At 58.5% G+C, this 20,591-nt stretch carries 19 protein-coding genes; 7 read left to right on the top strand and 12 right to left on the bottom strand.

Annotation, left to right across the window (positions count from 1 at the left end; translation table 11 throughout):
• Positions 1-153 precede the first annotated feature (153 nt).
• The 8 genes from gyrB to mutM form a co-directional block, all read right to left on the bottom strand.
• Positions 154-2,571, bottom strand: a complete 2,418-nt coding sequence (gyrB, locus tag CLV78_RS23205) for a DNA topoisomerase (ATP-hydrolyzing) subunit B (protein ID WP_106208497.1) — start codon at positions 2,569-2,571, stop codon at positions 154-156.
• A gap of 78 nt (positions 2,572-2,649) precedes the next feature.
• Positions 2,650-3,270: a LysE family translocator gene (locus tag CLV78_RS23200; protein WP_106208496.1), complete on the bottom strand. Its 621-nt coding sequence runs from the start codon at positions 3,268-3,270 to the stop codon at positions 2,650-2,652.
• Positions 3,267-4,379 (bottom strand): DNA replication/repair protein RecF, encoded by a 1,113-nt coding sequence (recF, locus tag CLV78_RS23195; protein ID WP_106208495.1) that lies wholly within the window; start codon positions 4,377-4,379, stop codon positions 3,267-3,269. Before recF ends, CLV78_RS23200 begins: the two co-directional genes overlap by 4 nt.
• Positions 4,380-4,443: 64 nt before the next feature.
• Positions 4,444-5,562 carry a DNA polymerase III subunit beta gene (gene dnaN / locus CLV78_RS23190; protein ID WP_106208493.1) on the bottom strand — a complete coding sequence of 373 codons (1,119 nt, stop codon included), beginning with the start codon at positions 5,560-5,562 and terminating at the stop codon, positions 4,444-4,446.
• Positions 5,563-5,676: 114 nt separating this feature from the next.
• Positions 5,677-7,068 (bottom strand): chromosomal replication initiator protein DnaA, encoded by a 1,392-nt coding sequence (gene dnaA / locus CLV78_RS23185; RefSeq protein ID WP_106208492.1) that lies wholly within the window; start codon positions 7,066-7,068, stop codon positions 5,677-5,679.
• 559 nt (positions 7,069-7,627) lie between these two features.
• Positions 7,628-7,894 (bottom strand): 30S ribosomal protein S20, encoded by a 267-nt coding sequence (gene rpsT, locus CLV78_RS23180; RefSeq protein WP_106208490.1) that lies wholly within the window; start codon positions 7,892-7,894, stop codon positions 7,628-7,630.
• 88 nt (positions 7,895-7,982) lie between these two features.
• Positions 7,983-8,759 (bottom strand): enoyl-CoA hydratase, encoded by a 777-nt coding sequence (locus CLV78_RS23175; RefSeq protein ID WP_106208488.1) that lies wholly within the window; start codon positions 8,757-8,759, stop codon positions 7,983-7,985.
• Between the two features lie 64 nt (positions 8,760-8,823).
• Positions 8,824-9,675, bottom strand: a complete 852-nt coding sequence (gene mutM / locus CLV78_RS23170) for a bifunctional DNA-formamidopyrimidine glycosylase/DNA-(apurinic or apyrimidinic site) lyase (protein WP_106208487.1) — start codon at positions 9,673-9,675, stop codon at positions 8,824-8,826.
• Between the two features lie 95 nt (positions 9,676-9,770).
• Here mutM and ubiE point away from each other — a divergent pair, with 95 nt between their 5' ends.
• On the top strand, positions 9,771-10,523 hold the full coding sequence (gene ubiE / locus CLV78_RS23165; protein WP_106208486.1) for a bifunctional demethylmenaquinone methyltransferase/2-methoxy-6-polyprenyl-1,4-benzoquinol methylase UbiE: 753 nt from the start codon (positions 9,771-9,773) through the stop codon (positions 10,521-10,523).
• A 4-nt stretch (positions 10,524-10,527) separates the two neighbouring features.
• On the top strand, positions 10,528-12,057 hold the full coding sequence (gene ubiB / locus CLV78_RS23160; RefSeq protein ID WP_106208484.1) for a 2-polyprenylphenol 6-hydroxylase: 1,530 nt from the start codon (positions 10,528-10,530) through the stop codon (positions 12,055-12,057).
• 8 nt (positions 12,058-12,065) lie between these two features.
• On the opposite strand, the gene CLV78_RS23155 is transcribed toward ubiB, so the two are convergent.
• Positions 12,066-12,731: a flagellar hook capping FlgD N-terminal domain-containing protein gene (locus tag CLV78_RS23155; protein WP_106208482.1), complete on the bottom strand. Its 666-nt coding sequence runs from the start codon at positions 12,729-12,731 to the stop codon at positions 12,066-12,068.
• Between the two features lie 8 nt (positions 12,732-12,739).
• Positions 12,740-15,163, bottom strand: a complete 2,424-nt coding sequence (locus CLV78_RS23150) for a flagellar hook-length control protein FliK (RefSeq protein ID WP_146136776.1) — start codon at positions 15,161-15,163, stop codon at positions 12,740-12,742.
• A gap of 91 nt (positions 15,164-15,254) precedes the next feature.
• On the opposite strand from CLV78_RS23150, the gene CLV78_RS23145 reads away from it, so the two are divergent.
• The 5 genes from CLV78_RS23145 (at position 15,255) to CLV78_RS23125 (ending at position 18,969) form a co-directional block, all read left to right on the top strand.
• Entirely contained in the window at positions 15,255-15,545 is a 291-nt protein-coding gene (locus CLV78_RS23145) for a rod-binding protein (protein ID WP_106208480.1), read from the top strand.
• A gap of 546 nt (positions 15,546-16,091) precedes the next feature.
• Positions 16,092-17,291: a flagellin gene (locus CLV78_RS23140; protein WP_106208478.1), complete on the top strand. Its 1,200-nt coding sequence runs from the start codon at positions 16,092-16,094 to the stop codon at positions 17,289-17,291.
• A 105-nt stretch (positions 17,292-17,396) separates the two neighbouring features.
• The gene (gene flaF / locus CLV78_RS23135; protein ID WP_106208477.1) at positions 17,397-17,774 is read left to right on the top strand and encodes a flagellar biosynthesis regulator FlaF; all 378 of its coding nucleotides are present in this window, start codon (positions 17,397-17,399) and stop codon (positions 17,772-17,774) included.
• Positions 17,771-18,175 carry a flagellar biosynthesis repressor FlbT gene (gene flbT, locus CLV78_RS23130; RefSeq protein ID WP_106208476.1) on the top strand — a complete coding sequence of 135 codons (405 nt, stop codon included), beginning with the start codon at positions 17,771-17,773 and terminating at the stop codon, positions 18,173-18,175. Before flaF ends, flbT begins: the two co-directional genes overlap by 4 nt.
• A complete protein-coding gene (locus CLV78_RS23125) occupies positions 18,172-18,969 on the top strand; it encodes a DUF1217 domain-containing protein (protein ID WP_158263653.1) in 798 nt (265 codons plus the stop codon). Before flbT ends, CLV78_RS23125 begins: the two co-directional genes overlap by 4 nt.
• A gap of 283 nt (positions 18,970-19,252) precedes the next feature.
• On the opposite strand, the gene CLV78_RS23120 is transcribed toward CLV78_RS23125, so the two are convergent.
• A complete protein-coding gene (locus CLV78_RS23120) occupies positions 19,253-19,663 on the bottom strand; it encodes an IS5 family transposase (protein ID WP_245925272.1) in 411 nt (136 codons plus the stop codon).
• Between the two features lie 603 nt (positions 19,664-20,266).
• A partial coding sequence (locus CLV78_RS24340; RefSeq protein ID WP_211301067.1) for a hypothetical protein occupies positions 20,267-20,591 on the bottom strand: 325 nt, incomplete at its 5' end.

Raw genomic sequence — 20,591 nt, 5'->3', positions numbered from 1 at the left:
CAAATCTCCTGAACCTGACCGGCTTAGGAGTTGGATATAGGGACGGTTCCGTCCCTCGAAAACTCCCCGCGATCCTGGCGGCGAAGACTTTGACCGGCCTTGGGGTTACCGAAAGAGCCCCAGAAACAGCATAAAAGGAAACCCTACAACCATCTAGGCGTCTAGGTTCTCAACGCTCAGGGCGTTGTTCTGGATGAATTCCCGGCGTGGTTCGACGACATCACCCATCAGTTTCGTGAAGATGTCATCGGCCTCTCCCAGATCCTCGATGCGTACCTGCAGAAGGGTCCGCGCTTCCGGATCGAGCGTCGTCTCCCACAACTGATCTGGGTTCATCTCGCCCAGGCCCTTGTACCGCTGCAGGCTCAAACCCTTCTCACCTTCTTCGAGTACTGCCTTGAGCAGATCCAAGGGGCCATGAACGGGGATCTCCTTGTCCCGGCGCAACAACACCGCCGTCTCGCCGTAGATCTCCTGCAACGCTCCTGTGTGTTCTCCGAGGCGCTTTGCCTCGCCTGAGCGAAGTACCGGACCGTCCAGCCTTCGGACTTCTTCCACGCCACGAACGGAACGGGTCAGGCGAATGCCCTTGTCCTGTGTCGGCCGGCCCTGCCAGCCGCGTTCGTACTCGACCGAAACGGCGTCCAGACGTCTTGCAACGCGATCTGCGGTTCCCTGTAGATCCACATCGACCTGTCCGGGCAAAAAGGCCCCGGCAATCGCTGCCTGTTCCAGGATATGTTGCGGATAGTGCGTGGGAAAGGATCGCAGCATGCGCCGTACGTGCCGGGCTTCCTGAACCACGCGCAAGAGGTCCTGGGCCACGATTTCTTCGCCCGACCCCAGTTTCAGCCGCGCCCCTTCGATCCCCATCTCGATCAGGTAGTCGTCAAGCGCGGACTGATCCTTCAGGTAGACTTCCGACTTTCCCCGCGACACTTTGAAGAGCGGCGGCTGCGCAATGTAGAGATTTCCATGCTCGATGATCTCGGGCATCTGGCGGAAAAAGAACGTCAACAGCAGCGTCCGAATGTGCGCGCCATCGACATCCGCATCTGTCATGATGACGATCTTGTGGTAGCGCAGCTTCGAAATATCAAATTCGTCGCGCCCGATTCCGGTGCCGAGCGCGGTGATCAAAGTGCCGATTTCCTGGCTGGAGAGCATACGATCGAAGCGTGCCCGCTCCACGTTCAGGATCTTGCCCCGCAGGGGCAGGACAGCCTGGTTCTGACGCGCGCGACCCTGTTTTGCGGACCCCCCGGCGGAGTCTCCCTCCACCAGGAAGATCTCGGACTTCGCCGGGTCCTTTTCCTGGCAGTCGGCGAGCTTGCCCGGCAAGCTGGCGACGTCCATGGCGGTCTTGCGACGCGTCAATTCCCGCGCCTTGCGTGCGGCCTCCCGGGCGAGGGCGGCCTCGATGATCTTGCCGACGATCAGCTTGGCCTGGTTCGGATGCTCCTCGAACCACTCTCCCAGCTTCTCGTTCACGAGCCCCTCGACAGAGGGACGGACTTCAGAGCTGACGAGCTTGTCCTTGGTCTGGCTTGAAAACTTCGGGTCCGGCACCTTCACCGACAACACGCAGGTCAGGCCCTCGCGGGCGTCATCCCCGGTGAAGTTCACTTTCTCCCGTTTCGCAATACCCGACGACCCCGCATACAGGTTGATCGTTCGCGTCAACGCGCCCCGGAAACCGGCGAGGTGCGTGCCGCCATCGCGCTGCGGGATGTTGTTGGTGAAGGGCAAAACGGTTTCATGGTAGCTGTCGTTCCACCACATGGCGATTTCCACGCCGATCCCGTCGCGCTCACCGGTCATGTAGATCGGCTCTTCCATCGCCGCCGACTTGTGCCGATCGATGAACTTCACAAATTCGCGGACACCCCCTTCATAGGCCATATCGGCCTCGAGCGGCTCGGCCGGGCGTTCGTCCCGCAGGATGATCCTCACGCCGGAGTTCAGGAACGCCAGCTCGCGCAAGCGGTTCTCCAGCGTCTTGAAAGAGTAGTCGAGGTTCGAGAACGTGCCCGTGGAGGCCATGAAGGTCACCTCGGTCCCCTTCTCCCCCTCCGCATCGCCCACTTCGCGCAAGTGCTCGACACATTCACCTTGCTCGAAACGTGCGTAGTACTCCTTGCCGTCCCGCCAGATCCGAAGGTCCAGCCAATCGGAAAGAGCATTCACCACGGACACGCCGACGCCGTGCAACCCGCCCGAAACCTTGTAGGAATTGCTGTCGAATTTACCGCCGGCATGGAGCTGGGTCATGATGACCTCGGCTGCACTCACGCCTTCTTCGGGGTGGATATCGACCGGGATACCGCGACCGTTGTCGCGCACCGAAACGCTGTCATCGCCATGGATCGTGACACTTACGAAATCGGCGTGACCCGCAAGGGCCTCGTCGATGCCATTGTCCACCACCTCGTACACCATGTGATGCAGACCCGAGCCATCGTCGGTATCGCCGATGTACATCCCGGGCCGCTTCCGTACAGCTTCCAGGCCCTTGAGAACCTTGATGGAATCTGCGCCATACTCTTCCGGCGTGTGCGCTTCGTCTGCCATGCGGCCCTTCCTCTAGAACTTTGCGAGTTTATACGGTGTCGACGGGGCATTGTCACGTCGATGCCACAAGAATCGGCGTCACGAAATCCCGATGATTGCGCCCACGGCAATCAGCATCCAACCCGCCGTCAGGTTCATCCTCCGCAGCGCATCCGGAGAGGACAGCACCCGCCGGGCACGGTCCACGAACGCCGCCAGCACAAGATTGCCGAAGAGCGGAACAATGATCGAGGCTCCCACGATCGCGGCCGTATCTGCCGGCGTCACGATGCTCAGATCGAAGAACCCCGGAAGCACGCCCATGTAGAACAGGATAGCCTTGGGATTGCCCAGGATTGCGGCAAGACCCGCGAGGAAACCGGCCCAAATACCGGGCCGGGTCAAGCGGCTGTCGCTCCCGATCTCATGGCCGGCGTTCCGGATCAGTCCGATACCGAGAGACAGGAAAAACCCGACGGCGACCCATTGCAGCGCAATCATGACGCCGGCGTACTGACTCGTGACCCATGACAAGCCGTAGATCGCCAACAGTGGCCAGATCGCATCTCCGATCACGACCCCAAGCGCCAATGGCCAGGCCGCCGCAAATCCCCCCGCGATTGCGCGGGCGATCAAGGCAACCCAGACCGGCCCGGGAGTCAGGAAAAGGATCAGCAACGCACCGGCATAGAGCGCGAGATCTGCAATGGAGATGGTCACGTTTCGGGTTTCCTCACCAACGATGTCCCGTGCTGTTCGACAACCTCGACCATCTGCACCCCATCGCCCATCTCCGCAAACAACTCCGCCCCTGTTCCCGTCATCCAGGCCTGAGCCTTCAAACCGGTGATTTCGTCATAGAGCGCGGCCCGGCGTCCCGCATCGAGATGTGCTGAAATCTCGTCGAGCAACAACAACGGCGGCGCACCGAAATCCGTTGCCAGAGCTCGGGCATTGGACAGGATCAAGGACAGCAGGAGCGCCTTCTGCTCTCCGGTCGAGCAATGCCGCGCGGAAATCCCCTTTGCTGCATAGATCGCAGCGAGATCGGCACGATGCGGGCCTACCAATGTCCGGCCTGCCGCCAGATCCCGGTCGCGCCCCTCGTCAAACGCCAGTTGCAACGCCGCTTCCCCCTGCGGGTCCGCGCCACTCTCCGGTCCGGTCAGGGCCAGTTCGGCGGCGGGAAAAGCTGTCTGTGCGCCGACTTGTGCAGTGGCGATCCGGTCAAGGGCTGCTTGCCGGTTGGCCTGGATCTGCGAACCCGTCTGAGCCATGCGGGCCTCAAGCGCCCGGTACCAGCCGCTGTCCCGGACCTGGTCCTTCAGCAACCGGTTCCGTTCTCGCATTGCCTTCTCATAGCCCAGCACGGCCTCTCCATGGCTTGGCTCGAAACTCAATGCGATCCGATCAAGGAAACGGCGGCGCCCTTCTGCCCCTTCGATCCAGAGGCGGTCCATCGCCGGAACCAGCCAGACAATTCGAACGAGCTTCCCGAGTGCCAGCTGCGGAGTGGCCTTTTCGTCAAGCTGCACCTGACGCGCTGCACCGGCGTCGGACCAGGTGACAACCTCGTGCTCCTGACCGAGCGCGCTGAACCCGGCAACAATCTTCCAGCCGATTGCTTCTGGGCGTCGGCCCATCTCTTCGGCGGATGCCCGGCGCAGGCCTCGGCCGGGTGATAGCAGCGAGACCGCCTCCAGCAGATTGGTTTTCCCCGAGCCGTTTGGCCCATGAACCGCAACCGGACGCGCGTCGAGCTCGATCCGCGCCGCCTTGTGTGACCGAAAATGGGACAAAGCCAATGACCTGACGAACAACTCCGTCATGGCCCGGGAATCTTCTGTTCGGGAACCAGCCCGCCGGAGGAAAGAAACCCCGGCACGTGCAGCATCACACGCGCATCGGCATGACGACGTAGACCGCGCTGGTATCAGACCCTTCGCGCATCAACGTCGGATCGCCTGACGAATTGAACATGAACACCGCGTTTTCGCGATCCACCTGGCTGGCGATCTCCAGAAGGTACTTCGCGTTGAAGCCGATCTCCAGACGTTCGTCGCCATAGGCAACCGAGAGTTCTTCTTCTGCGGCGCCGCTGTCAGGTGCGTTGACGGACAACACCAGCCGATCCTCGTCGAGCGCCAGCTTAACCGCGCGGCTGCGTTCGGAGGACACGGTCGCCACGCGATCAACAGCCTTGGCGAACTCGGATGCATCCACTTCCATCTTACGCGGATTGCCAACCGGGATCACCCGGGCGTAATCGGGGAAGGTCCCGTCGATGACCTTGGAGGTCAGGGTGATTTCTGGCGTGGCAAAGCGCACCTTGGTCTCGGAGACGGAAACCGCAATCTCTGCCTCATCGTCGTCAAGCAGCTTGCGAAGCTCCCCCACGGTCTTGCGCGGCACGATCACGCCGGGCATCACCTCGGCTCCGGCAGGAAGGTCAGCGTCGATCCGCGCCAGACGGTGGCCGTCGGTGGCGACGCACCGCAGGACCTTGCCGGACTCGCCATCGGCGACATGCATGTAGACACCGTTGAGGTAGTACCGCGTCTCTTCGGTGGAAATCGCAAACTTCGACTTGTCAAAGAGGCGCCGAAGCACCGGCGCCGATGCGGTGAAGTTCGCGCCGTACTCGGCGCTTGCCATCACCGGGAAATCTTCCTTGGGCAAGGTCGCTAGCGTGAAGTTCGACCGCCCGGCATCGACCGTCAGCCGCCCACTCGCGCCGTCATCGGTGAGGCGAACAAGGGCACCGTCGGGAAGCTTCCGGACGATCTCGTGCAGGGTCACCGCCGACACCGTGGTTGCGCCCGCTCTTTCGACCTGTGCGGAGACTTTGTCCACGACTTCGATGTCGAGATCAGTCGCCCGGAAGCTGACCGTGTCGCCTTCGGCTTCGATCAGGACATTGGCCAGAATCGGGATGGTGTTGCGGCGCTCGACAACCGATTGCGCCTTGGACACTGCTTTCAGCAAGGTGCCGCGTTCGATGCTGATTTTCATGCAACCGCTCCCAATTTGCCCGGGATCGTCACCCTATCGCGTTCCCCCTGCCGCACAAGGGCCTATTGGCCACGGAAGGGGGGGAACGAATGGGTAACGCTCGATTTGTGGCTTTCAGGCCTCAAGCATGCGGCGGAGCAATTCCAGATCCTCCGCGATCTGGTTGTCCACGGCCTTCAATTCCTCGATCCGGCGCACTGCGTGCATGACCGTGGTGTGATCCCGGCCACCGAAACGGCGCCCGATCTCAGGAAGAGAGCGTGAGGTAAGTTGCTTGGAGAGATACATTGCCATCTGGCGCGGGCGCGCGATGGTGCGATGCCGCTTGGGGCCGATCATGTCACTCAGGCGCATGTTGTAATGCTCCGAGACCTTGCGCTGGATCTCCTCCACGGTGACCTTCCGGTCGGAGGCTCGCAGCACATCGGCAAGGCAATCCTGGGTCAGCTCCAGCGTGATCTCGCGGCCAACAAGGGAGCCAAAGGCGAAGAGCTTGGTCAAAGCGCCTTCCAGAACACGGACGTTTGTGGAGATCCGGTGTGCGAGAAACTCAAGCACGCCGTCCTTGATGACCAGGCCAGGATAGGTTTCCCGGTACTGATCGACCTTATGCTGAAGAATGCCGAGGCGCAGCTCGTAGTCTGTCGGATGAAGATCGACCACGAGGCCGGACTGAAGACGCGACGCGATGCGGTCTTCGAGCTTCTTGATTTCCACCGGGGCACGGTCGGCGGAGATGATGATCTGCTTGTGCTGGTCCACGAGCGCGTTGAACGTGTGAAAGAACTCTTCTTGCGTGCCATCCTTGCCGGCAATGAACTGGACATCGTCCACCATCAGGACATCGACAGAACGGAACATCTCCTTGAACTGCATCGTGCCGTTTTCCCGCAGCGCCTGCACAAACCGGTACATGAACTGTTCTGCGGAAAGGTAGACGACCTTCAGGTCCGGACGATCGGTCTGCAACTGCCAGGCAATCGCATGCATCAGGTGAGTCTTGCCGAGTCCAACACCACCATAGAGGAACAGCGGGTTGAAGCTGACTGGGCCGCCTTCGGCAACCCGGCGGGCCGCCGCATGCGCAAGCTCATTCGGCTTGCCAACGACAAAACTGTCAAAGGTGAAGCGCTTGTCCAGCGGGGCGCCCGGCATGTCCGAGGCGCCTTTCGATTGCGGTCGGGGCGCAGGCGAAGGGGCGTTGCTGCCACCGGCAGATACGGAGTTCGGTTGCACGGATGAGGCTGCCAAGGCCTCACGCACCGCCGCGCCGACACTGAACTCTATGCGCTGCACCGGCGTGCCATTGCGCGACATATGCATCGCAATCTGGTCGCCATAGTTGCGGGATACCCAGTTGCCGATGAAATTGGTCGGTGCCCGGAAGTGCGCCACACCGTTTTCCAGCGTGGCGAATTCCAGCGGCTCGATCCAGGTAACGTAGTTATTCTTGCCCACTGCCTTGCGAAGATCTTCTCGAACACGTCCCCAGGTGTCGTCAGTCATTTTGCCCTATTCCGATCCGTCTTTTTTGTTCTTCAGACGGTCACGTTCGGCCTGTCCCAACCGCAATCGTGCCGCGTTTTCTGCGGGTTGCATCGCTCGGAGGGAACACGCAGAAACCTGACGGATCGCGCCGTCACCCATGCGGAATCGCTTCCACACGGACCTTTCGCCATGTCTACCCCGGCGATGAGGTCGGTTTCGTGTTTTGGACATGGGGCCCCGGCTGCAACGGCGAACCGCGCAATCGACGCCCACTTCGCCCCTCCGGCCCAGGGCCGATTGAACGAAAGGCCGATCTTTTCACGTATTGCGCGAACCGTTCTTCCCCAAAAACGATAGGCGCTGCGTGATCGATCCATGTCCCCCCGGACGATGTGAATCGCATCGACAAGCTAGCAACTGCGTTGGAGATGACGCAACTGATCTTCGAACTTGACTCAGTCTTTGGGAAAACGAATCCCGGAGCGCGGCAAAAACGCCCGAAGGGGGCCGATCGTCAGGAATCAAAAAAAGCACGCCCTGAGGGGCGTGCTTTCTTTGAACTGAATGTGTCGTCGTATCAGGCGCCGAGGGCCTTCACGCGAGACGACAGGCGGGACATTTTCCGCGACGCGGTGTTCTTGTGAAGAACGCCCTTGGTGACGCCACGCATCAGCTCAGGCTGAGCGGCGCGCAGGGCTGCGAATGCGGCTTCCTTGTCCCCGGAGGCAATTGCCTCTTCAACGCTCCGCAGGAACGTGCGGATGCGGGAGCGACGTGCCTTGTTGACGGCATAGCGCCGTTCGTTCTGGCGGGCGCGCTTCTTGGACTGGGGCGTGTTAGCCATGTGATCGGGTTCCGAATTTCGGTGATTGCGTTCTTGAAGCCGCGTCTCTAAGCGGCTTGCGTCCCTGAGTCAACCGCAAAAGCGTCGATTACTTGTCGCGGAACTGTGCTTCCCGTTTCTCCAGGAACGCTCCCATACCTTCCTTCTGATCTTCGGTGGCAAAGAGCGCATGGAACAGACGCCGTTCGAACAGGAGACCTTCGCGCAATGGTACTTCGTAGCTGCGGTTCACGGCTTCCTTGACAGCCATGACGCTCAGCGCGGATTTCCGCGAGATCTTTCCGGCTGCACTCATCGCTTCTTCGATCAGCTTTTTTGCCGGAACGACACGGGATACCAGGCCGGCACGTTCCGCCTCTTCAGCATCCATGAAGCGTCCGGTGAGGTGCATGTCCATGGATTTGGACTTGCCGACGAATCGAGTGAGACGCTGCGTTCCGCCGAGGCCGGCGACCACACCGAGGTTGATCTCGGGTTGCCCGAACTTGGCGCTATCCGCCGCGATGATGAAGTCGCACATCATGGCAAGCTCGCAGCCGCCACCAAGCGCGTATCCGGCGACGGCGCCGATGATCGGCTTCCGAATGCGGAGAATCTTCTCGGCATCCTCGCCGAACAGGTCGGAGCTGAAAACCTCCACGAAGCTCTTGTCGGACATCTCGGAGATATCCGCGCCGGCGGCGAATGCCTTTTCCGAGCCGGTCAGCACGATGCAACGAATCTTGTCGTTGTCCTCGGCGTCTTGCAGCGCCTGTCCCAACTCCCCGAGAAGCTGGGCATTGAGAGCGTTCAATGCTTCGGGACGGTTCAGTCGGATGAGGCAGATGTGATCGGTTACTTCGACGATCAGTGTCTCGAAAGCCATGCGGCCGAGCCTTTCGGTGGTTTCTCAGGACGAAAGGGTTATCACCGTCATTGCGGTGATCAAGCTATCTTTGACACTGCGGACAGTAGAAGGTCGAGCGCCCCGATTGCACGATGCGCTCGATCGTACCGCCACATCCGGGCACAAGGCAGGTTGCGCCCTCCCGGCCATATACCTGAAAAGCGTGTTGAAAATACCCGAGATCCCCGTTGGCCCGACGGTGGTCGCGCAGGCTGGATCCTCCGGCGGCAATGGCCTCGGTCAATACGTCCCGAATCGTAGGCACCAGCGAACTGACGCATTTTTCGGCAATTCTGTTGCAATTGCGTGTCGGGGCGACCCCGCTGCGGTGAAGGACCTCGCAGACGTAGATGTTGCCAAGACCCGCCACCACGCGTTGGTCGAGCAAGCCCGCCTTGATCGGCGAACGCCTGCGGCGCAGTGCCTCGAAGAGATACGGCGCGTCGAATGAATTGTCGAGGGGCTCTGGACCCAACGCCGCCAGCAAGGGGTGCCTCTCTGCCGACTCGGTCTCCAGGAGATCCATCGCGCCGAACCTGCGCGCGTCGTTGAAGGTGACACGGGCTCCGCTGGAGAGGTCGAAGACAACGTGGTCATGTTTTTCCAGGGCCCGGATCTGTTGGTGGAAAACGCCCGGGACCTGTCCGAAAATCGTCACGCGACCAGACATCCCGAGGTGGATCAGCAGCGTCTCTCCACCGTCGAGATCGACAAGGATGTACTTCGATCGTCGCCGCAAACACAGCACCTCCCGGCCTGTCAGTCGCTCCTGCATGCGGTCAGGAAATGGCCAGCGCAGATCCGGTCGGCGAACCTGCACCCGCTCGAGCCTGTGGCCGGCCATGACCGGTTCGAGTCCCAGGCGGACCGTTTCCACTTCTGGAAGTTCGGGCATTGCTGTCTCCCTTCGCCGCACTCTTGCGGAGGGCGGATTGTAACCCCCCGGCAGCGCCCTATAAGGAGGGAGGAATATGACCGGGAGCAAGTCCCATGAGCGACGACTCTACCAAAACAACCCATTTCGGCGAACGCACCGTACCCGAGGACGACAAGAAGGGCCTCGTACACGGCGTTTTCTCCTCTGTTGCCTCGCGATACGACGTCATGAACGACCTGATGAGCGGAGGCGTTCACCGGGTCTGGAAGGACGCGATGATGGATTGGCTGGCGCCTCGACCCGGGCAACGACTGCTCGATGTTGCGGGCGGGACCGGGGATATCGCCTTCCGCTTTCTGCGTCGTGCGCCCGACGCAACCGCCGTCGTTTGTGACATGACCGAGGACATGCTGGTCGAGGGACGAAAGCGCGCTGACGCCGAACGTCTTGCCGAGCGTCTGGACTGGGTTGTCGGCGACGCCATGGACCTGCCGTTCGAAGACAACACCTTCGACGTGGTGACCAATTCGTTCGGAACCCGCAACGTCACGCGCATCGAGGATTCGCTCTCCGAAGCTTTCCGCGTGCTGCGACCGGGCGGTCGATTGATGACGCTCGAGTTTTCGCAATTGCCCAATCCGGCGATGCAATGGGCCTATGACCGCTACTCCTACAACCTCATTCCGGTGATGGGGCAGGTGGTGGCAAACGATCGCGACAGCTATCAGTACCTCGTCGAGTCCATCCGGAAATTCCCGGATCAAGAGCGGTTTGCAGCAATGATCCGGACCGCCGGTTTCGAACAGGTCAAATACCGCAACATGTCCATGGGCGTCGTCGCCCTGCACTCCGGATGGAAGCTCTGACGCCTTGCGTGGCCCTCACAACATCTGGCGCCTGATTCGCACGGGCGCAACGCTGGAACGGACTGGCGCAATGAGCGTCGTCCTCGAAGCTTTCAATGCTCCGACCGCCATCCGCGTGGCCGCCCGGACTCTCGGATGGCCGTTTGCATGGCTTGGCAAGAAGGGCGACCCCAACCTGCCTCCGCTCTTGCGGGCGCTGTCTGCGATGGGGCCTGCATACGTCAAGTTTGGTCAGATCCTTTCGACCCGCCCCGATGTGGTTGGGGAAGACCTGTCGCGGCAACTCAAGGTCCTGCAGGATCGGATGCCTCCCTTTCCCCGGTCCGTCGCGGTCGAATCCATTGAACGGGAGCTGGAAATCAAGGTCGACGACGTCTTCAGCGAGTTTTCCGAACCGGTCGCCGCCGCCTCCATCGCCCAGGTCCACCGCGCCCGCCTCGCAACGACCGGTCAAGAGGTCGCCGTGAAGGTTCTGCGACCAGATGTGGAGGCGGAGTTCCGGAGGGATTTCGACGCATTCTACCTGGCGGCCTGGATGATCGAGACATTGTCACCCTCATCCCGGCGACTGCACCCCCGCGATGTGATCAAGCATTTCGAGGGGTCGGTTCGCGGTGAGCTTGACCTGCGCCTCGAGTCGGCTTCCGCCGCAGAGTTCCATGCATCCACGGCGGATGACGAAGGCTTCATTGTCCCAGAAATGCACTGGGCGTTGTCCTCCCGCCGGGTCATGACGCTCGATTGGGCAGAAGGCATATCCGCAAACGACCTCGACAAGCTCGACGAGGCTGGAATCGATCGCAAGATCGTTGGCGAACGGTTGCTGGCACGTTTTCTGGAACATGCGCTGCGGGACGGTTTTTTCCACGCCGACATGCATCAGGGAAACATCAAGATCGCGGCAAATGGCGACATCATCGCCCTGGATTTCGGGATCATGGGGCGGCTCGACGACTACACGCGTAGGGTCTACGCCGAGATCATTTTCGGTTTCATCAAGAAAGACTATCGCCGCGTCGCGGAAGTGCATTTCGAGGCTGGGTATGTGCCCGCCGATCGCGATATCGATGAGTTTGCCAGTGCGTTGCGGGTCGTCGGTGAGCCGATTTTCGGCATGTCTGCCGGGGACATCTCCATTGGCCGGGTTCTTACCTACTTGTTCGAAGTCACCGAGCGCTTTGGCATGGAGACCCGGATGGAACTGATTCACCTACAACGAACCATGGTGGTCGTTGAGGGAGTATCGCGTTCCATCTATCCCAGCATCAACATGTGGGATGTGGCACGCCCGGTCGTGGAGCAGTATCTGCGCGACAGCATTGGCCCGCGTGCGCTGCTGAAGGATCTGGCGGATACGGTACGCGTGTTGTCCCGTTTCGGCCCTCGGCTGCCACAGATCGCAGAAAACGCGCTAGCTGCACAGGCGTTGAACGCGTCAGAAGAGCCGCGCCGCGCCCCAACGAAACCTATGCTCTGGTTTCTATCGGGTGCGACAATCGCTATTGGATTCATCTGGGTATTTGACCTGCTTTGAAAGTGTGGTCACTCGCCGCCTGATCGGACTGCGCTGACGGCAAGCGAGTCGACTTTCATGCCACCTTTGAGCACCAGTTGGATACCGCTCTCCGAGGAGCGCGCTTCCTGAACTTCGGCATAGACCTCCGGTGCATGTGAGCTCATCTCGCTCCCTGCGGAATCATAGCTGACGACTTCAAGCGAGTATTGCCCCCAGGATAGGGGCGAACCACTCTCATCAACGCCGCTCCACTCGACCAACTCTCCTCCGCTGGAGATATTCAGCCGATTCCGAATCGTGCCGGCATCGTCCCGGACGATGAGTTCGGATTGCGCGGCACCGGGTTGGGGAGTGGGCGAGATCAGGATGGGGCTGCCCTCAAACACCGGGTCAACTTGCACGCGAACGGAATTGCCGATCCAACGCGCCAATTCGGACAGGTCGCTGGAGGTATCTCTGGCGAGCATCTCGGTAAGCAGATCATTGGTCATGGCCTGCTGCTCGACGCTCGAGAATGTCGCAAGTTGAACGGCGTATTCCGACGAATCCATCGGGTTCAGTGGGTCTTGATTCTCCAATTGAACTGTCAACATCGTCAGGAACGTATTGAAGTCGGAGGAGATGACACCCTTTCCGGGAGATGCCGGGACCACGGTGCCAGTCGTCGCCGTTGTTGCACTAGTCGTATCCATCTCTGCCCCTATACCCGCAAATCCAAACCGGCGCGGAGACCGGTAGAGCCGTTCGATTCCATGTGGGCGTCGTGCGAAGACGCGTAGTCGTCGCTTCCTTGAAAGCGGCTCATCGTCCGGACTTCATCACCATCTTCGTCGGGTGTATCCTGCGCACCGGAATGGCCCAACTCCAGCGAAAAGCCCTCAAACCCCAGATCTTTGAGCTCATTTGACAAAACGTCGAGATTTCGCCTCACGAGGTCAATTGTCTCTGAGCGTTCGGGATTGATCACAATTTGCATCCCGCTATCACTGTTTGCGAAAGTGATCTGGAGACGGCCAAGCTCTTCCGGGTTGAGGCGGATCTCCAAGATTCCGCGATGCTGGTGCTGGAGCGCTTCCACAATTTGCGGAGCGATGTTGCGCATGGATTCCGCCCCATACGGCACCCCTGTCGCGCCCCTGGAGCCGCTGGCAGAAGTGGAGGCAGACAGATCTGATGCCACAAGCTGAACGTCCGTTGATCCTCCGGAAGGCCATTCAAAAACTGAAGTCCTTTGTTGCGTCGCGACCTCCACAGAATTGGCCACAAGCAGTTGGGGTGTACCCATCGACACGACGGAATCCGTGCCAGTTTTTCTAGCGGCCGGAGATGGCGGTGCGGCCGTTTCATCGACACGGTGGCCCCTTTTCTTCCTTGTGTTGAACTCGCCCGAATGGGTCGCTGACTGGCTGTCGTCGTGTTGGTTCTCAAGTTGCTGTTTCAGCGGCTTTGCAGGTTCCACATCGTCGCTGACCTTAGCTCTCTCCGAACTTGCCGAAGCGCCTTCTCCAACGACAGGTTTGGTCAATCCACCGGGATTCGAACCAATGTCAGTTGGCAAGACTTCTTGCGGACTTTTGTTGCGCACGGCTTTGGTGTCAGTCGCCGGGATCGGCGAATCCGTATGGCTGGATGTGCGCCTTGGCATATCCGAAACAACGCCAGATCGACCTGGGCCCTGATACTTCCAATTTGATCCTTGTAACAAATACGGAACGTTGCCATGAGTGTCAGGTGCTAACCCCTGTCCAATCGGCCGACCTACGTAGCCGGTGGCAGTCCCTTCTCGTTCAACTGCGTGCTCAGCGAATGCCACGAGGCGGTCTGCTGCCATTCGTTGAGGTGGGGTACTATGCGTTGGCTGCGAAGAGATCGTCGCCTGCGGCCCAAGAGGGCTCGATACGGCAGTGGACCCACGGTTGCTTCGGGCATCTGACAGAGGCACTCTTTGCTCGGAGTTTGGGGTCGAACGACTATCGGGGTTCTCCCTCCGGTGTCTCACTTCACCGGAAAGGGCTTCCTCTCCATGCAGTAGAGGATCTGCAGCGGTGTGCATTGATGGTGGGTCATTTGCTTCAACGGCCGAACCGACTGACACCATCTGCCCCAACGAGCGATTTTCGGATGACGTGCCAGCTTCATAGGATATCGACATGCGCCGCTGGAGACCGTTTGGCACGACCCGCGGAAACCAGCTTTGGTGCGGGTCTTTTCCTCGGGAATTGCCGTTCTCTGAACGATACCTTTCCTCCCGGGGGTTGCCAACCGACACGGACGTTGCCTCCGACGTTCGGAGACCTGATGAGTCGACGCCATTGGGTGTTCCGACTTTTGCGATCTGACCTGCCTGCCCCGCGAACTCTGTTCCTTCATTGGAAAGGACTGGTGGTGAAGTTCCGCCCTGCGAAATCGACGACTCCATACGGGAATCGATATCGTCAAGGACTCGTTCACGCCCTCCACCCTCTACTTGAGAACGTTCTTCCAACTGGCCAAAAGCAAAGCTATCTGTTTGTGCCGGTGGTACGTGCGCTCCAATCTCGTTGGCAATCCCATCCACCGGCGCAACCGGGTGGTTCTTGCGGGCTCCGGAAAGCACTGCTCCTGAAGCATCATGGTGCGGATGGATCGGAACAAGCCTGTCCTGCCTACCGACCGGATTGCCAATGGCTCCATCTGCGCCTTCCAATGGCGTCGCGCCAGACACAGGCGTTTCTAAGTGCTCCCCGCCATGAATTAGCGTGGCGTTCCTAGCTGCTTCGGCCACGATAAGAACGCCATCGGCCAAAGACGGCTGGATTTCCGAAAACTGCTCGATCTGTACACCCAACGCCACAGATTGGGACATGTTGGGGAGGGTCGTCCCCAGTGGTGGCCCAATCACGTTCGGGATCTGAACTCCAAGTTGGCAGGCCAAAGGAAGAGAAAAACCGGCTGCCGTAGCCGAGCGAGTTGGCCGCATGTCAAGAGGAACAAGCAGATGAAAGGACTTTGACAACCCACCTTTCGGTGCGCTTCCAGGAGCCCGCGCAGTCGATTGCTCAGTTGCCTGGCTTCCAAGTGCGTCGAGCGGAATAGGAGAGATTTGCTGAAAACCGTGCATGCCAACCCCGGTGGGTTTTTCCAAGAGTGTCGCCAGATTGACTTCAATGGGTTACGGATCCTTTACCCCAAGTCCGTTAAAGTGAGGAGAGTTTTCGAAGTCTTGGAGTATTCGGATGCACGGAATTGAAGTTCCCATCTGGCAAATATCACAAAGTCGGATCCCAAGCGCCAATACACGCCTTCGGGAGGTGGCCGAGGAGTTGGAAGCGAGCTTCCTTTCGGAAATGTTAAAGTGCACCGGTTTGGGGAAAGCCCCCGAAGCTCTTGGTGGAGGAATCGGCGAAGAACAATTCTCAAGCTTTCTACGAAACGCCCAAGCCGCAGAAGTCGTTCGTGCGGGCGGAATTGGGATGGCCGAAGCAATTTTTGAATCATTGAAGGGGATGGCCCATGGAGCCCGATGAGGGAACTGCGAAGTTGAGCGGCATTCTTCACTGTCAACGAGAGGCTACCATATCCGGAAAACTCGATAAGTTGGGTTCGCTATCGACGGAAATGGAAGCAAGCCTTCGGGCACTTTCTCAGGTATCTGGGGTGACACCCGAACAGGTCGAAGCACTGCGGGCGCAGGCAAGTCGGAACCAGGAACTACTTGCGGCTTGCTTGCGAGGGATACGATCTGCTCGCGCACGTATCGAAGATGTGCGCAGGGCCTCCGGCCATTTCGAGACATACACTGGCAATGGGACGGTCAAAGACCTTCGGCACGCTGAAGCAAGCGTCACCCGCCGTGCTTGAAGAATGGCATTTGCTTCAAATGCCAAATTCAATGCCACTGAGTTTTAGGATTCTCTTAGTGGATTCAGGCAATCTTGTTGGTGCACTTCAATAGGAGTGGCGCGATACGCTTGTTTGGCGTTCGCACGGTGCAGAAGGCCGCAAGGGCCGCCGATTGGCGTCGGCGGCAATGATTCCGGCGAAATGCGCCGCATACGAAGGACTTCAGGAATATGACAAGTATCCTCACAAATACCAGTTCGATGGTCGCCCTGCAAACTCTCAAGGGTATCAACGCCAATCTCAACCAGGTTCAAAGCGAGATCTCGACGGGCAAAACTGTTTCCAGCGCCAAGGACAACTCGGCAGTCTGGGCGATTTCCAAAGTAATGGAATCGGACGTCAATGGCTTCAAAGCCATTTCGGACAGCTTGTCGCTCGGTGAATCAACGGTGGCTGTTGCAAGCCAGGCCGCAGAAACCGTTACCGACCTCTTGACCGAGATGAAGGGTAAAATCGTTGCCGCTCAGGAGGACAACGTCGACCTGACCAAGATCCAGTCCGACATTGACGCACTGGAGAGCCAGATCAATTCCGTGGTCAGCGCAGCTCAGTTCAATGGTCTCAACCTTGTGGACGGTGCCGGCGGTGGCGCTTCGATTCTCTCATCGTTGGATCGGGATTCGAGCGGCAACGTCACGGCATCCTCCATTACTGTGGCTGAGCAGAACCTGGGAACATCTGGCTATACTGCGAAGAACGTGTTCAATACGAACACGACCGGTGCCCCCGCGGCAGGAGCGGCATTTGCCACTAGCGTAGCGGACGCCGGAACCGCGGACATCGAGTTTGATGGCGATGTACTCGCTGAAGGTGATCAGATCAATCTCCGGATCGGAGATTCCTCAATTTCGTATACCGTGACTGCGGAAGATGCAGCTGCCACGTCGAAGGACGAGACAATTGCGATCAACGTCAAGAAAGCCATTGAGGATGCAGGCATTGCCGGCATCAGTGTGGACTACGACGCAACCACGGATTCAGATCGGATCACGATCACCAACAGCACCGGCGAAACGATCAACATTGCCGGCACCTTCCAGAACGCCGGTTCTGGCGGCCTCAGCACCATGGCGTCAATCGACGTGACGAGCGACGCATCTGGCGCACTCGCCGCCATCGACACTCTCATTGACACCGCGGTTGACGCAGCCGCCGCCTTCGGCTCAGTGCAAGGGCGGATAGAGACACAGGCCGAGTTTATCAGCAATCTGACAGACTCGCTGACAGCAGGTATTGGCGCAATGGTGGATGCAGACATGGAGGAGGCTTCGGCCAAACTGCAAGCCCTTCAGGTGCAGCAGCAACTCGGCATCCAATCGCTTTCGATCGCGAACTCATCGCCGCAGTCGGTACTGTCGTTGTTCCAGTAGTCGATCCCCTGGGGCGCTCATACATCGGGCGCCCCAGTTCATAGTTGGCAAGTCTTGCCTTCGCCTCGCAATACGATTGACCAGTAATTTCCGGAAGGATCTTTCGTGAACGCTGTCGAACTGGCTCAAAGAGCCTACGGGTTTGCTGCCGCACCCGTTCGAACCAATCGCGGTACAGAATACGACGCCATCGCACGCGTGACTCAGAGTTTGAAGGTCGCCGAGGTTCCACTCACCGGGAACTTTGCATCACTGGCGCAGGCAATTCACGAGAACCGTAAGCTCTGGACAACACTAGGTGCTGATGTAGCGGATCGTGGAAATAGCCTTCCGGAAATGGTTCGGGCACGGGTTTTCTACCTGTCCAGGTTCGTCGACCAGCACAGTCGCAAGGTGCTAAAGGGTGAAGCGACCGTTGAGATCCTTGTGGAAATCAACACATCGATCATGAGGGGATTAGCACCGGAGGGGGCCGTAGAATGACTGGTCTCGTCTTGAAATTGGCGCCGAAGGAGCGTGTCCTTATCAACGGTGCCGTCATTGAAAACGGTGAACGCCGCAGTCGTTTGAGCATTGTGTCGCCGCATGCGAATATCCTTCGCCTCCGTGACGCGATTCATCCGGAAGAAGTCACGACACCGGTCCGAAGAGTCTGTTACATTGCCCAACTCGTTCTATCTGGCGATGCCGACCCGAAGGAAGCCAAGCTGCAATTGTTGCGTGGTATAGAGCAATTGAGTCAAGTACTCACCGATGACGACAGCCAAACCAAACTAAACACCGCGACATCTGCTGTACTCGACAAGCAACACTACCAAGCATTGAGAGCCCTTCGCGGCCTCCTGCCAAGGGAGGAGCGCCTGCTGGTTGCTAGCCCATCGTGAGCTTCCAGCCGGTTTTGCCACTGGGTGGATATGCCGGGTGGGTGCTTCTTCAAAACACCATTGAACGCCAGACAGAGGCCTATTCGAACTCCCCTGTCGTTAAGACCAAAACAACCTACTTCGTGGAAAACATTTCCAAAATCAATTCGGCAGAAGAGCTCGTCTCCGATCGTCGTCTCTTGGAAGTAGCCCTCGGAGCATTCGGCCTGCACGAGGAAATCGACAACACCTACTTCATTCGAAAGGTGCTCGAAGACGGAACGACCGCAGACGAATCGCTTGCAAAAAAGCTCTCCAACAAAGCTTTCTTTGCCTTCAGCGAGGCTTTTGGGTTTGGCGATGGGAAGGCCAACACGACCAAACCAGGATTCTCTGATCGTATTGTTGCAGCGTATCAAACTCAGCGGTTTGAAATCAGCGTTGGGGAGCAAGACGAAAGCTACAGAATTGCGTTGAATGGTCAGAGGGAATTGTCTGCGCTCGCAGAGTCCCCGCTAAGCGATGATGCAAAGTGGTATTCGGTCATGGCTTCCGGGCCACTGAGGGCCTATTTCGAAATCGCGTTCGGTTTGCCCCACTCGTTCTCGACCCTCGACCTAGAAGATCAACTCAGGATGCTCCGTGATCAGGCCACAGCGATGTTTGGTAGCGGCGAGGTCTCCCAGTTCCAAAGTGAGGAGACAAGGGATGATCTAAATCAACTATTTCTTCTCAAATCTCAGATCGCTAGAGGATTCGGAATTGTAAACTCCCAATACACCGCGCTTGTCCTCCTTTCGAGTGGTGATCCTTGAAATTCTTGCTCGCACCAGAGTCGACACAAGCTACCAGACGAGTCGTCGGGTTAAAACACCGTACACAATCTGACGACGCGGCCATATCAATGAAACATTTTCAGCCATGGGTACATCAAAGACATCCTTTCCTGCGCAGGATGTCGGAACCCAATTGAGCCCTGCAAATCGGCTAACTATCGGTCAAGATGGCACTGCGCGATTAGGAGTTTGGTTTTCCAACGTTTCGGGTAGGTCGTATCGAAGAGCAGAGAATTCCGGACCCGGGTATTAGGGTCAGGACTCATTTTGGCAGCCAAAAGAAGACGATGGCTGCGATGCAGATGGCAGACGGGAACAGGTCTCCGCATCTGTCGTAGCGGGTGGCGATGCGGCGCCAATTCTTCAAGCGAGCGAAGGCATTCTCGATGCGGTGGCGCTTCCTGTAGAGGCGCCTGTTGTAGGATGCGGGCTTCTTTCTTTTCGCCCTGGGCGGGATGCAGGTCCGCACACCTTTGCGTTTCAGTTCGGCACGGAACCAGTCTGCATCGTAACCTTTGTCGCCGAACAGGCGTTTCGCCTTCGGCAGATCACCCAGCAGGACGACTGCACCCCGCGCATCGCTCATCTGGCCTGACGACAGAAAAACGACAGTGGGCGACCCCGACCGTCTGACACCATGTGCAGCTTGGAGTTCAACCCGCCCTTGGTGCACCCGATGGCCCTCGGTTTGATCCCCCTTTTGAGAGGCTTGCCGCTGTGCGGTGGGCCTTCATGTGGGTGCTGTCGATCATCCACCCTGGGCTTACCCCGCGATTTCGGAAAGTGCGGTCGAAGACGCTCCATCTGCGCCTCCGTCAACCAGTAGTAGTCGCTCATGCTGCCCCCATTGTTTGGCAGCGTGAATCACGATCGTCCAACGGGCTCAAGAAGGTTTATGGGTCCTGACCCTAGTCTTTCAACTCGGTTGACTAGGCGCGAGATATCGTACCTTCAGGGCGTGATGGGTATGGTAGGACAGTTTCCTCAAAGCACCCAGATGCAGCAACTCCCCCACGAGTCTCGCAGGATTATCGAGAAAAAGGCGCATTCGGTAATAGGAGTTGGGAAGCGACCGGTGCTTTCTGAAGGCTTGACCCTTAAGCAGGCCGAAGCAATTGCAGCGCTTACGCCGAGAAGAATTAGTGGTGAAATCGCACTGTTATTGGGGACCACCCAAGCAGCCGTTAAGAAGCGACTGCAAGGGGCGTTTCGGAAAATCGGCGTTTCAGAACGTGTGAACCCATACAAGTGGGCCAAAGAGCACCTTTGATCCTGCTCACTTAGGATTCGGACGCAGGCCAAACCCAATAAACCCGGCACAAGGAGCATCACCGTTCCCATATTGGCGCGTAGCGCCAATATAGGCGGGGTTGGCGCGGGCGAATATCGAAGAAAATTGGGGGCTACTTGCAACGCTTACGAACGAGCTTGCCCCTAATAGGGTCAGACATCGAGGAACAAAGTCGCCAACTCTCAATAACGGATTTGGATCATGCGACGGAGGCGTGGTTTTGTACAGCTTGAGCGTCGGAATTCTGAAGGGAATTGGGAGAGTTTTGAGGTTTTTGGTTCGACGGGAGCGTTCAAGATCGATGTTGTCA

This window comes from Aliiruegeria haliotis (assembly GCF_003003255.1).
In the GTDB taxonomy this organism is placed as follows: domain Bacteria; phylum Pseudomonadota; class Alphaproteobacteria; order Rhodobacterales; family Rhodobacteraceae; genus Tropicimonas; species Tropicimonas haliotis.
Note: the sequence above shows the minus strand (reverse complement) of the source record. Positions and strands in the feature narration are given on the sequence as shown.